This window comes from Clostridium sp. CTA-17, assembly GCF_054767895.1.
On record NZ_BAAABF010000001.1, the window covers coordinates 454599 to 469955 of the forward strand.

The following is a 15357-nucleotide window of genomic DNA, read 5'->3' on the forward strand; positions in this document are numbered from 1 at the left end:
TTAGGAGCATTAGAATGAGTGTATTACAGGATATAAAGGAAAAAGTTATAAAGGATAAAATTGAAGAGGTAGGATCTAAGGGCATCATTGAAGATAAATATCTTATTAGGAACAGGCTTATTGTTAATTCCCAAAGAGGAAATCTTTTAGGGGAACTTAAGGAGAGTCTAAGGGAGTGTAAGAGTTTTTATTTTAGTGTTGCCTTTATTAATTTTAGTGGGCTTCAACTTCTTTTGGATTCTTTTAGGGATTTAGATGAAATGGGAGTTAAAGGGAAGATAATAACTTCTACATATTTAAACTTTACTGAGCCAAAGGCTTTGGAGAAGGTAAAGAGTTTTGAGAATATAGATTTAAAGATTTTTATTGCTGACAGTGAAAAGGGGTTTCACACTAAGGCTTACATATTTGAGAATGAGGATAATTTTAAGATTATAATTGGTTCATCTAACATAACTCAAAGGGCTTTAAAGAGTAATGTTGAGTGGAATGTTATGATTATTTCTAAGAAGGACACTGACTTTGTTAAGGAAGTTTTAGAGGAATATGAGGGAATATGGAGCTCAACTGGAATTGTTGATGATGAATTTTTAGAGAAATACAATGAGTTTATTAAAAGTATTAAGGAAAAGCAAAGAGAAATAGCTATTGATTTTAGTGAGTATGAAGTTATAAAACCTAATTTCATGCAAAAAGAGGCTATGGAAAACCTTGAAAGATTAAGAAGTGCTGGAGAGGATAAGGCTTTAGTTATTGCAGCAACTGGAACAGGAAAGACCTATATGTCAGCCTTTGATGTTATGGCCTTTAATCCTAAAAGGTTATTATTTTTAGTTCATAGGGAAGAAATTTTAAGAAGTGCAGAGAAAACTTATAAAAGCTTATGTAAGAATAAAAATATCACCATGGGATTTTACACAGGAAATGCAAAGGAAAAGGAAGCTAATTATTTATTTTCTACTGTTCAAACCATGTGCAGAAATTTAGAGGATTTTAATAGGGATGATTTTGATTATATAGTTATAGATGAGGCACATCATAGTACAAGCCCTACTTATGAGAGAATATTAAATCATTTTACTCCTAAGTTTTTACTTGGAATAACTGCAACTCCAGAAAGATGTGATACTGGAGATGTTTTTCAGATTTTTGATAATAATGTAGCTTTAGAGATTAGATTAAATGAGGCTTTGGAGCATGAACTTATTGTACCATTTCATTATTTTGGAATAACTGATATAGATGCTGTTGATTATAGCAATGTTGATTTGGATAATATTTCTGAGATTTCTAAGAGATTAATGATTAACTCAAGGGTTGATTTTATTATAGATAAGATGAATTTTTATGGTTTTGATGGAAGTAAGCAAAAAACAGTAGGATTTTGCATAAATAAGGAACATGCCTATTACATGGCTGAGAAATTTAATGAGGCTGGTATTCCTAGCATAGCTTTAACTGGAGATCACTCTATAGACAAGAGAACAGAGGAAATAAAAAATCTTGAAAATGAAAACCATGAATTAAAGGTTATATTTACTGTTGATATATTTAATGAGGGGGTTGATATTCCTTCAATTAATCAGGTCTTAATGCTTAGACCAACTAATTCACCAATAATATTTATACAACAGCTTGGAAGAGGATTAAGAAAACATAGGAGTAAAGAATTCTTAACTGTTTTAGATTTTATAGGAAATCATAACAAGGCCTTTTTAATAGCCTTAGCCTTAAAGGGTGGAAGATATTATGATAAGGATAGTTTAAAGGTTTCAGTTGCTACAGATTTTTCTGATATTCCAGGATGCTCTAATATTCAGATGGATAGAATTTCTAAGGAGAGAATATTAAATCAGCTTAACACAGAGAATTTTAATAGCTTAAAGTATTTAAAGGAAGAATATAATGAGTTTAAATCTCTTTTAGGTGGAAAGATTCCTTATCAGTTAATGGACTATGTTAAGTTTGATGGAGCACCAGATCCACTTAAATTTATTAATTATGGAAAGACATATCAGGGATTTCTTAATAAGGTTGAAAAGACTTATGAGGCTTTAGAGCTTTTAGATGAGAATTTTTATAAGGTGTTAAAGGAATTATCAGATAAATTACCTCTAAAAAGACCTCATGAGTTTGCAATAATTAAGGAATTAATAAGTAAAAGTGATTTAAGTGTGGATGAGGCTTTAAAGGGAATAAGAAAGTATATTCAATCTGTAGATGAAGAGACAGTTAAACATGCCTTTAGAACACTAAACCAAGATTATTATGATTCAAGGGAAAAGAGTAATTGTATTAAATTATTTGATTTAATTGGAGAGAGATTAGTAAAACTAATAAGCTTTGAAAAGATATTGGCAGATAAAAGGTATAAGGAAATCATAGTGGACTTGTTAAACTATGGACTTATAACCTATGAGAAGAGATTTGGTAGTGAAAACTTTGGAGTTCCATTTTTTAAGCTATATGAGCAATATCAAATGGTGGATGCAGCACTTCTATCTAATTATGAAAAGATACATAGCTCCTTTAGAGGAAGTGGACTACTGGCAAATGGAAAGGAATACTTCCTTTTTGTGGACCTAAATAAGGATGAAGATATAAAGGAAAGCATTAACTATAAAGATGAATTCCTAAGTAGAAGATTGTTCCAATGGGAAACACCAAACAGTACAGCACAAACATCTGAAAGAGGAAAAAACATAATATTCAATAAGGAAAGAGGAATTAACCTGCACCTTTTTGTTAGAAAATATAAGGAGATAGACAGAAAAGTACAGCCTTATATCTATATAGGAAAAGGGGATGTAGTTAAGTATGAAGGGGAGAAACCAATAAAAGTTGAGATAAAGCTTCATAATAGGGTTCCAGAGAATTTGTATGTGGAGTTTACTAAGAGTGTTTAATTGAAAGAAGTATTTAATATTTTTTATAGAATAAAGGAATAGGTGAAAAGAAGTGAATAATTATATTGAAGAATTTTTAGATGGTTATATTAGGGATGATACTTATAATTATGCTGTAATGATAAATGGAGATTGGGGTTCAGGAAAAACATTTTTTGTGAAAAATTATATATGTAATCATAATAACAAAGAAAAATTTTTATATTTGTCATTATATGGAATAAAGAATTTAGATGAGATAAGTAAAGATATTTATGCACAAATTATTAGAAAGAACTCTATTTATGCTAAGACAATAGGTAAATTAGAAGAGAAAAAAATAAGTGTTTTAGGTAATATAGGTGGAAGAATAGCGATAGATTTATGTAAAAGTAATGGAATAAATATCGATGGAATTAAAAATATTTATAAAAATCTTGTTGATTTAAATAAGTATATTTTTGTATTTGATGATTTTGAACGTAGCTTGGTTGATATGAATGAAATTTTAGGGTATATAAACAATTTAGTTGAACATAGTGGAATAAAAGCAATAATAATTACTAATGAGTCTAAAATAGCTGATGAAAGCTATAAAGAAATTAAAGAAAAGTTGATAGCTAATACAGTGAGATATGAACCTAATATAGAAATAGTTTTTAAAATTCTTATAAATGAGCTGAAAGAAAATGATGATATAAAAAATTCATTGTTAGATAATATAAAAATTTTAGAGAATAAAAATAACAAAAATATTCGAACTTATCAATTTTTCTTATCTAAATATAAAAGAGCTTATAAAAAACTCTATGATTTATATGATGGAATGATAGAAAAGAACTTATTGAAAAAAATTATTGAAGAAATGTATGATTCAGCAATAGCTTATAAGAATGGACAAGAAGAAGATTCACCAAGAAATTTAGCTTTTATATCAAATTATATTTATTTGGATATTTGGGATATGAATGAAGTTGAAAAAGTTACAAAGTTGTATATAGAAGAAATAAAAAGAAATAAATGTCAGTATAAATTAAATAAGTTAACTTGTTGGTACGTACTAGAAGATGAACAGATAGTAAGTTTGTTGAAAGAAATTAAAGAAGAGATAAAAGAGGATAAATATAGTGCTAAAGATTTTGTTAAAATAGTTAGGCTAGGATTAATTATTAAAGATAAAGGTTTTGAAGAGAAATATCTTAAAGATATTATTAATGAAATGAAAGAAAAAAGTTATAAAAGTCAGGAATTAGAATCTGTTATTTGTTTAAATGATGGCTATTTTAGTAATAATCAGGAAAAAAATAAACAAATGAGTTTAGAATTTAAAAAAATTATTAGTGATATTGCTAGAAGTTTTGATGAAAATTCAAATAAAAAGGATATTAAAGCAATATGTGAAATCTTAAAACAAGATAATTGGATTGAGAGACTTCAAGAATGGTTAATAGATGATAAATATTTAAATAATAGAGAAAATTTTGGACTATGTATAGTAAAAGATTTAATAGATAAAATACAAGATTTAAATAATAAAGATATATGTAAATTAAGAAATCTATTTGATGAGTTTATTTTTTATAAAAAAGATAAACTATTTTTAGAAGGTTTAAAGCAAGAAGTAGAAGCATTAATTTATAAAGAAAATAAAATAGTTAAAAAAGAATTATTAAAATGGTTTAGTGAAGATATAGAAAGGGCTTTAAAAGAATTAAGATGAGTATATTAAATTGGGATGATTTTATTCGAAAGATTTATTTGAATGTGTATGTAAAGAATAGGAAGGTTTTTGGTTTGATAAACAAAAGGTAGAGTAGATTTTAATAGATATATATTATAACTTTAAAATCATAGATAATATTTAGAAAATAATTTAGAATAATATTACACTTTTGAAAGTAGACAAGCACCATATGGGTCAATAGCATTTAGAGAACATATTATAGAATATAGATATAATAATAACAAATTAGATATGTTTACTTCATCAGAAATAGTAATATTAAAATTAATGATCAAAAGGAAGAATTCCATGAGGCATTGGCTACAAAACATATAGATAAAAGGTCATATAAATATGATTATACTTTATATGTAGATAATATTAAAATGAAAGAAGTTGGGTTGGTTTAGTTTGATGTATTTAGAGCTTTATTATCAATACCTAAAAAATATGTAAAGCATATTATTGCTAGAGATGAATATTTAATTTCTATATTGTTAAACTCTAGTATAATTTAATTTAATAATTATATGAGACTTTCAGATTTACAAGTAAAATAATAATATTTATTTTTATAAATTTTAGAGAATATAAATATATATTATGATAAGTATGGAATTAAATTGTTTTAAAGGGAATTATTATGAAATTGAAAATTTTAAAAGCTTTTTCTGGAGATTGTATTATAATATCTTTTTTTAAAAATATTGAAAAAAATTATAATATATTAATAGATGGCGGAATAACTAAGACATACTATACATCCTTAAAAGAAGAACTTTTAAGGATCAAAGATAAAGGAGAAGTTATAGATTTATTAATAGTGACACATATTGATAATGATCATATTGAAGGAATAATAAAGTTTTTTGAGGACGATGAGTTTGATTATGATTTTATTAAACAAATTATATTTAATTGTGTTAATGAGTTAGGAGATGAGATTAAAATAACAGAGAAAAGTCAGTATTGTAGCTATAGAAAAGGAAACACATTAAAAAAAGAATTATGCAGAAGACGACTATTACCAACATCAATGGTATTAGCAAAAGAAAAGATAGCATTAGGCGAAATGAAAATAACATTTTTATCACCTATAAAAGAAGATTTAGATAAATTAATTTCAGTTTGGAATAAAAAAAATATAGGATTAGAGTATTGTCAAGGCAAAAAATCAGATTATGCTAAAACAATAGAGGAATTACAAAAAAATGATGATAAGATAGTTGATACATCAATTACAAATAAATCAAGTATAGCATTTATTGCTGAATTTAATTCTAAAAAAGTAATGATGTTAGGGGATTCTCATCCAGATACTATAGTACAATCACTTAATGAATTAGGTTATTCAGGGTCAAATAGGATGAAGATTGATTATATGAAGCTATCACATCATGGGAGTAAGAAGAATTTAACTTATAAATTGTTAAATTTAATACAATGTTCAAATTATATTATTTCGACTAATGGTAAACATATGCATCCTAATAAAGAAACATTAGCTCGTATCATTAAAGAAGAAGAGAATGTTAAATTTTACTATAATTATGGAGTGTATAAAGATATTTTCACAAATGAAGAAATTTTAAGATATAAAATCAAAAATAGTCTTATTGATGAAATAATTATTAACGAAGAATAGTGAGGAGTTAAATAAGATATGGGGTATTCAAAAGAAAAATACATAGGCTTTACAAGTGAAGATAACATTGGAAGTGGTTTTTTAGTTAAATTAAAAAATAATGACGTGGATATGGTCTTAACAGCAAAGCACTGTATTTCTAATGATAATATTGGAAAGTTGGAATTTTTAGATTTAAATTATTCAATAGTAAGGATTTTTAAGAGTAAGAGATTGGATATTGCTTGTATTATCATAAAGAAAACTAGTTGTGAAGATGAATATAAATATTATGATGGTGAGTTTAAATTAGAAGAAAATTATAAATACTCACTTTATGGTTATCCAGCATTAAAAAGAGAAAATGATATGAAAAACGAAAAATTTAATCTGAAATATATAGATTGTATAGATAAAAATCTAAAATTTAAAGTAAAACGAATAAACGAAGATGAGACAGTTAGTACTCCGAAGAAAGAATTATTAGAGGGTGTATCAGGTGCACCTGTTACTGTTTTAAATAATAATGATGAGTTTTTAGTAGGAATGTTTAATAAATCTGAATCTTATGATTTGAAATATAATGAGATTAATGTAATTTCTATAAAAGAAATTTTTGATGAGTTAAGAGAAGAGAATTTGATATATTTTAGAAATGGCAATATTAATGACGGAATTGTATATAGAAGCTCTGATATAGAAGGTGATAATAAATTATCAGCATTGCTTATAGGTAAAAGTGGTTCTGGAAAGTCCGCGTTTATTAATTCATTTTTAAAACATGCCGATTTATTAGATGGTAGTGGAGAAGGACAGACAACTAGAACAAATGTTGAGTATAATATATTTAATAAACTAGAAAAAGATAAGAGATATATACAAATAAAATTCTTAAGTAAAAAAGAATTTGTAGAATTAAGAATGAATCAAATTGAAGATAAGTTAAAAGTTTATATGGATGAAGATAAAGTAATGGAATTTAGTGAATTATTTCATTTAATAACTGATATTAAAGGTTTCTTTAATTATAAAGAGCTTGATTTTTATGATGAAGTATCTTCAGAAATAAAGGATAATTTTAAAATTTGGTTTAATGGAAATATAAAAAATGAATATACATTGCAGGAGTATAAGGAGTTAAAGTCAAAGAATGAGTTAAGTGGAGAAGAACTAAAAGAGGAATTTTATAGTTTAAGAGATATTATTGAGTTATTTTATGAAATGATTTATATTTTAATAGATAAAAAAATAAAGATAAACTCATTAAATAAAAAAATAATGTTGAATGATGAGATGTCGTCAGAAGAGAAGAAGTATATAGAATACTCATTGAAGTCAGTTAGTGAAGGGGATAAAAAAACTTTATCTTATAGTGGACTGATTTCTAAAATTATCATTAATGATAGTATTTGTGATGAATATATAGATTTATTTGAAAGATTAAATATAAAAAGTTTAAAACTTATAGATACGTATGGGCTAGACCATATTGACGAGTTAACAAAAGAAACCTTATTTAAAAGACTACCTAAGATATTCGATGATTATCAAGAAATTGAAACTGTATTTTATATAAGAAAGTTAAATACGGATTCACCGACAGATATAGAAACAACAATGACAGCTTTGTACACAGTAAATCCAAGAGTAACATTATATGCTATATTTTCAGAGATAGATAAGAATGATAAGGTCTTAGACGAATATAAGAATAACCATATTATCAATTTGAGAGAAATGAATAAGAAAAATAAAATTAAGGCTATTGAGTATTTTATAGAGAATGAAGAGGAAGATGAATACTTCAGAATTAAACATCCAATTAAGGTTAAAATGATAGAAGATGGAGTGTCAGAACAATTAGCTAGTAGTATATATGATGTCTTAATTGATAAATTGACACCATATTGTGCGGCTCCTAAAAGGATAGAGAGGTATAGATTTATAGAAAACAATACTTTTCATTTAGAAAAGTTGCTGAGATCTATAATCAACAAGGAATATTTAGGAGATGAAATAATAGAATTTGAAAGAATAAAAAAAAATATAAATAAAGCAAATATTAAGATAGAAGAGATGATTAAAAAAATATTTATGATAGCTACAATAGATAATTGGTATAACCATGGTAATTGGAAGACACATGAAGCGAATATAAGTCGAATAAAAAAAGGTGAATTAGGGTATTGGGGAACATATCGTGATACTTGGAATTCAAGATTTTCAAAGGGGTATGATGATGTTTTTTCTAAATTATCAGATGAAGATTTTATAGAATTAATAAATGTAGATCCTAAAATGAAACAAGCAGCACCTATAAGAAAATTATTAAATAGTTTCTCAAAGAGTTTTATTGGATGTGAAAAATATAATTTTTACCAATTTATTAATAATAATAATGACAATAGATGTTCTAACTGTAAATTTAGTAAACAGTGTTTTAGAGAAATTCTTATGAAGAGCTATAGAGAAGGTGAGTTTGAAACCTATGTTTCCAATAGAGAGAAATGGTTAAATGAAATATGTAATTTTTATTCGAGATTAGATAGTATTTTGGATGAATTAAAAGATATATTTATAGAGAAGTTTTTAATGTTTTTTGAAGAAGAATGCAAAGTTCATAATAATAGAATAATTGTTGATAAAATTAATAAGAACTGTAGCAAAGAAATTGAAAGAATTAGAAACTTAATTGAAAAATATAATCCTGAATGTTCAAAAATACAAATTTCTGAAATTATTTCATCTTGTATAAATAGTAAAGGAAAATAGATTTATGATTAAATTTCAATATTTAGGTGCGTAATTCTAGAGGAATGATAGTATATACTTATATATTTAAATAACTAATTTAGATTGTCATTACATATATTAATGAGTCCATAAAAAGATGTATAACTTTAAGTGGGAGTAGTAATTTAGATGAAATATTAAAATATGCAGAACTATCAAGTTCATATAAAGTAGAGTTAAATAAGGAAATGAATATATTTAAATATGTTAATGATATAGAATAAAAGTTCTAGTAGAGAGAAATTTATTATTTATAAATATTATAAAATTATTAGATTAGTTTGAAGTTACAATAGAAAACATCCCTTAATATCTTAAATATTAAGAGATGTTTTTTATTATTAAACTTTATAGAATAAAGCAATACATACTTTTAATATTTATGTAAGGTATAAATATTTATCCGGAAGTTTTATGAAGAGTCATAGTCTAACTATTAGAAAGGTGAGTAGTTGTTTGAATAATAGATATGAAAATATAAGCGTATAGTTATTAAATATACAAAGACATTTTGTATGGAATGAGGATTAGATTGAAAAGATTTTTGATTCCATAAGGAGTATTTTATGGAAGTTCAGATTCATTGTAATTTGACTAATTTATTTTTAAAAAGACAAAATATAACAAAAATGATATAATTATTTTTGTATTAATTAAATGGAGGAAATATTGAATTATATGAGTAAGCAAAAGACATTAACTATAAATAAAAATTGTGTATTTAAACCTAAAATAGAAGATAAAGCTGATTTTGAGGAGTCATTTTTTAAAGATTCATATGCTGAAGCCAATAAGTATTTAGAAGAGATTGTGAATTTTGAATATGATAAGAATGATAATAGTAATGATTTTAACAATATAATAGCTTTTGTAGGTGATAGGGGTTCAGGTAAGACTTCTACAATGAAAAGTTTTAGAAAGAGTTTAGATAAGGATTATGAAATTAAAGGTAAAAAAAATAATTTTGAATTACTTGATATAATAGATCCAATGCTTTTTTCAAATAAAGATTCAATTATTGAAATTGTTGTTGGACAGATGTTTAAAGAGTTTAAAGATACAAAATCTGATGATAATTTAATGAAAAAAAAGGTATTAGCTAAGAAATTTGAAAAGGTTTATAAGGATTTAAAAATAATAAATAGTAGTAAAGGTAGTTTATTAGAGCAATCTTATGATAATCTTGAAGCACTTGTAGATTTATCATCAGCTATTTCATTAAAGGAAGATTTAAGTAATTTAATAAAAGCGTATATAGAATATAAGGAATCTTCGGATAAGTTTATTGTAATTTCAATTGATGATTTAGATATGAATTTAACAGTCGGAGAAAAAATGTTAGAGGATATTAGAAAATACTTAATTTTACCGAATGTAATAATATTAATGGCTGTAAAATTTGAACAATTAGAAGAAGTTGTTAGACAAAAATTTGTAAATGACTTAAAGGGAAATTTAGATTTAGCAAGGTGTATAAATAAAGAAAAAGAATTTAAAGAGGGTATTGATAACAAGACAGAAAAATATTTAGAAAAATTAATACCTTTTAGCAGAAGAATACATATGCCTAAACTTTCTGCAAATGGTATTAATTTAAAAATAGATGATTTTCATAATATAGATACTAAAGATAAGAATGGAAAAGAATTAAATAGCATATCTAGCATTATTAATTATAATTTAAATAAAAAAATAGGATATATAATTTTTGATAAAGATCATTATAACGCTATTATTACACAGAATTTACGTTTGTTTATTGATTTTATTATGATGTTAAATAATATGAAATCAAGAGATGAAAGTGAAAATTATAAAATAGAAAATATAGCAAAATTTAAAATTTATATAAGAGATATTTTGATTTCTTATATAAATGATATAAAAAAAAGAAAAGAATTAATTGACATATTAGAATGTGAATTTAATAAGTTAAATGGTAAAGCTTTATTTTATTTAAATGAATGTATTAATGAATATAGTAAGGGTAGTAAGGAAATTGAAGACACAATAATTAAAGAAAGAGTAGAGTGGATAAATAAAAATAAGCTTATTATAAATGAAGAAAGAATAGAGTATGGAGATATAGTTACTTGGGTAAAAATGGTAAAAATGATTAAAGCTAATTTACTTAAAGATGATTCAATAGAAATGTTTAAATGTATCTATTCTTTAAGATTATTAGAAACCTTTTATAAAAATCCTATAACTCTATTTAAAGAGACAAGATTTAATTTTGTTGGTGATTATTTTAGTCTCACTCATAATAAAAATTCAGGATGTCTATCAAGAGATGTTAAGTTTAGCACTAAAGAAATGAAAAAATTTACGAATTATGATTTTAGATTTGCAATTTTTGAGATTATATTTTATAGAAGTGAAAACTTAGATAAATATAAAAATTTAGATAGATACAATAGATTGATTAGAAGAGAGAAAAAAGAATATCTAATAGAGGATGAATTTACTAATTTTACTAATTTTGAATTGAGTTCTTTAAACATGGTTAGTTACTGTATGTATAAAAATATATTAGATGTATATATCGAGAAATATAAAGAAAAGATTGATGGAAATTTACAGGGGCAAATAAAGTATTTGAAGAATGAGTTAGATGATTCTGTAGAGAGTGAAGATGAGAATAAAAAGATAAATCTAGATGAGCAGTATTCATTAATAATAAACATTGATTTTTGGATGAAAATATTAAATGAATTAGATAGTATTGTTCAATCTTATAATGGTAAATCTCCATTGGAATCAATGGGTAAGAATCTTGAGAATATAAATGAGTTATTTAATAAGTTTTGCTCACTATATAATATTGAATTTAGCTATGAAAATAATAGAAAAGATAGAATAGTAAATGAAGAAAAAATTACTGAATTTAAGGAGTTTATAAAAAATAATGGAGTCTACTTAACTAATAATCCAATAAGCTTAGAAAACTATACAAAAGCTAAAGAAAATATAAAGAAACTTAAAGAGTACTTAAATAGCAAAATAAATGCTGAAGGTATGAGTAGATTTGAAAGTTCAGCAACAGATAAATTAAATTTAATTGATAAAGAGCTTAAAAAAGATCAAGAACAGAATTATAATTTAGAGGAGGTTAGAAAAGAAATTAGCAAAATAAAAACTTCTAAAGAACATGAAGGTTCGGATGAAAATAAAAAAAATATTGCAACCTGTATTAAATTGGTAGAAGTATTAGAAAAAGATATTGATGATAAAATAGAAGAATTTAGAAATTCTAGCGATAGTGAAAATAAAAAGATGTCTTCAAATAATAGTACTATTATTTTTAACAAAAACAAGTTTTCAACTAATTGGACTTCTATGATTAATAAGATAAAAGTAGATGATAATCAAAATAATAAGAAGAATGATCAAAACTACGGGAGATTATAAATGGATATTTTCAAAACACCTTTAGTGATTATTTTCAAAGAACAAAATCCTTATCGTATTATTTCTAATTTTTTTAGATATGATAATTTTAAAAATAATAATAGTAATAGTATAGATAAGGAGATATTTATTAAACTTTATCAGGAAGAGGAGTCACAAGTTTCAAAAGATGAAACTTTAAATGTTTTTAATATTGTAAATGAAGAGATGGATAGAAATGTGAATAGCAATAATTTTTCAAAATCAGTATTTAATCTTTTGGTTAATTACAATGAGAGCTTACTAGATGATTGTGGTAATGATGTTAGATGTAAGTATAAGGAATTATTAAAATGGAGAAGTGTTACATTAAAATTAGATCCAGATATGTTTATTTGTTCTTTTCTTGCATATAAAGATTTATTAATTGGGACAAAAAGAGAAAACTTTTCTTGGGATACTATAATTAAAAGTAATAATAGAAGGCTTCATAACATGCTATCTAAAGGGATGTCAGAAAATCATTTCCATTTAACAGGCTCTGCTCCAATATTTAAATTAAATTGGGTATCATTAATGAATAATATAAATGCAAAGGATATGGCTAATTTAGATTTAGAAAGAAACAGGCTAGGAAAAGATAAAGATGGAGAAGTTAAGATAAATGAATTAATGGTGATAGCTGCGCTAATAAGAGTAATATTATTTAAAAAGTTAAATAATGAAGAGGATAAGGATTTAATAAATATTCTTGGAGAAATTATAGATACAGAAGAGGATTTATGTTCGAGAATAAACTCAGAAATTCTTAAGATTAATGGAGATGAATTACAAAGTGAGATAAGCTCATTAAAATATATTTATGGAGCTAAAATACAGAATGAAGATGGAAAAGAAGCAGTTGATTATGCACTGCCTGTTGGAATAAAAGCGTCTAGTAAAAAGATGAAATTGTTTTTAGGGGAAAGAGTTTTTATGTATAATTGCTTCAAGAAAATTTACTTAAATGATAATAAAGATGATTTTGTAAAGTATTCTGATTTGTTTTATGCTTATTTAATAATTAAAAATAAAGTTAGAGGTGAAATTATACAACAAAATGATAAAGTTGGATTCTCAAATTTTGAAGATTATCAAGTAAGAAAAAGTAAGTATTTAAAAAGTGATTCTATACTAAAAAAATCTCTTGAACCTTTAGCAATTTTAACTTCTATAAAAACACAGAATATTAAATCATTAGAAGCTAGAGTAGTTCCAGATTATGTGGTTAGTGAAAATTGTAAATATATTGACGATAAAGATAAATTGATTTGTAAAGAAATAATTAGTGATAATAATAATTTTTGGATTACAGAAAATTTAAAATCTGTTGTAGATGGGTATAGAAACACATGTTGTTTAAATGAGGATTTATCACTTAATGAAATGAAGTTAGTTTGTGGAGAGAATAATATAATTCCATTAGTTGAGAAAATTAAAGAGAAGTATTTTTATGTGTATCATTTTCCTAAAATGGTTGATGAACTTGAAGCAAAATTGGTTGATGAACCAGAAAAAAAGGATACGGAGTATTTGCAAACTTATTTAAAATGTAGACATTATAAATATAGAAAACAACTTGAAAAATGGGCTAAATCTCTAGCAGATATGAGAGAGAAAAATCAGGAGTATGCTTCAAGGGTTTTAGGTATAGATGCATGTGCAAATGAATTAGTTGCAAGACCAGAAGTGTTCGGACAAGCTTTTAGGTATTTGAAAGAACATCTTCCATCAAAAGATTATCTTGGTGAATTTAATAGTAAAAAAGCTTTACCACAGCTTAGAGCTACATTTCATGTTGGAGAAGACTTTTTAGATATTGTATATGGATTAAGAGCAATAGATGAAGCAGTTTATTTTTTAGGTTTTACACATGGAGATAGATTAGGACATGCAATAGCTTTGGGCATAGATGTTGATGAATGGTATAGGAATAAAATGTATAGAGTATATCTTTCTAAACAAGAAGTATTAGATAATATTGCTTGGTTAATTAAGAAGATACGAGATTATGAAATTGATATTCCTTTAAGTTCTTATGATAAGTTACAGAGTATTTATAATAAATTTTATAGGGAAATTTATTTGAATAATATAAGTGACAAGAGCATAATATCTGTTGATACTTACATAGATGCATGGAAGCTAAGAGGAGATGATCCAGAGTATTACTTTGATTATAATTTTGAAGATAAAAGTAGTGAGAGTGATAATAAACTATTGCAAAATACTAGTTTTTGGAATAGGTGTGCATGTATTAAAAATGAAAGTAATAAATTAGTTCGTGAGCTTTATCATAGATATCATTATGATACTGTAGTAAAAAGTGAAGGATATAAAAAGACAGTATTAAAAATAGAAAGTTATTTGATAGATATAATTAAGAAGGTTCAAAAAGAACTGCAAATTGAATTAAGAAAAAAAGGGATAGGTATTGAAACAAACCCATCTTCAAATGTTTTAATAAGTACATTTAGAAGATATGATAAGCATCCAATATTAAATATGAATAACTTTGGACTGCAAAATAGAACAGATGATATAAATGAAACTACACAATTATTTGTTTCTATTAATACAGATGATCAAGGTGTTTTTGATACATTACTAGAAAATGAATATGCTTTAATGGCAATAGCATTAGAAAAAGCTAAAAATGATGACGGAAGTTATAAGTATAATCAAGCAGATATTTATAATTGGTTAGATGGTGTTAGACAAATGGGAATAGAACAAAGTTTTAGAATTCCTAGAGAGTAATAAATAATTTATATAGATGAGAGTTAATTGAATTTGATAATATTTTGGTTAATATAGATAGTTAATACATTACTATAGAAATCTAGTTAGTTGTCATAATAAAAATAAAATTAAATTAGCATAAAAATTTTCATGATGGATTA

General features: G+C 24.8%; 6 protein-coding genes. All 6 read left to right on the plus strand.

Going from position 1 to position 15357, the window contains the following annotated elements; all coding sequences use genetic code 11:
- The first annotated feature begins 14 nt into the window (after nt 1-14).
- The 6 genes from ACYUCG_RS02000 (at nt 15) to ACYUCG_RS02025 (ending at nt 15214) form a co-directional block, all read left to right on the plus strand.
- A complete protein-coding gene (locus tag ACYUCG_RS02000) occupies nt 15-2906 on the plus strand; it encodes a DUF3427 domain-containing protein (protein ID WP_460267973.1) in 2892 nt (963 codons plus the stop codon).
- Between the two features lie 52 nt (nt 2907-2958).
- A complete protein-coding gene (locus ACYUCG_RS02005; protein WP_460267975.1) occupies nt 2959-4605 on the plus strand; it encodes a P-loop NTPase fold protein in 1647 nt (548 codons plus the stop codon).
- Between the two features lie 646 nt (nt 4606-5251).
- Nucleotides 5252-6253, plus strand: coding sequence for a ComEC/Rec2 family competence protein (locus ACYUCG_RS02010; protein ID WP_460267977.1), 1002 nt, complete (start codon nt 5252-5254; stop codon nt 6251-6253).
- 18 nt (nt 6254-6271) lie between these two features.
- Entirely contained in the window at nt 6272-9004 is a 2733-nt protein-coding gene (locus ACYUCG_RS02015; protein WP_460267978.1) for a hypothetical protein, read from the plus strand.
- A gap of 699 nt (nt 9005-9703) precedes the next feature.
- The gene (locus tag ACYUCG_RS02020; protein WP_460267979.1) at nt 9704-12436 is read left to right on the plus strand and encodes a hypothetical protein; all 2733 of its coding nucleotides are present in this window, start codon (nt 9704-9706) and stop codon (nt 12434-12436) included.
- A complete protein-coding gene (locus ACYUCG_RS02025) occupies nt 12437-15214 on the plus strand; it encodes a hypothetical protein (protein WP_460267980.1) in 2778 nt (925 codons plus the stop codon).
- The last annotated feature ends 143 nt before the right edge of the window (nt 15215-15357 follow it).

Coding starts and splice junctions, on each gene's coding strand:
- ACYUCG_RS02000 (WP_460267973.1), top strand. CDS start 15: ATGAGTGTATTACAGGATATAAAGGAAAAAGTTATAAAGGATAAAATT.
- ACYUCG_RS02010 (WP_460267977.1), top strand. CDS start 5,252: ATGAAATTGAAAATTTTAAAAGCTTTTTCTGGAGATTGTATTATAATA.
- ACYUCG_RS02015 (WP_460267978.1), top strand. CDS start 6,272: ATGGGGTATTCAAAAGAAAAATACATAGGCTTTACAAGTGAAGATAAC.
- ACYUCG_RS02020 (WP_460267979.1), top strand. CDS start 9,704: ATGAGTAAGCAAAAGACATTAACTATAAATAAAAATTGTGTATTTAAA.
- ACYUCG_RS02025 (WP_460267980.1), top strand. CDS start 12,437: ATGGATATTTTCAAAACACCTTTAGTGATTATTTTCAAAGAACAAAAT.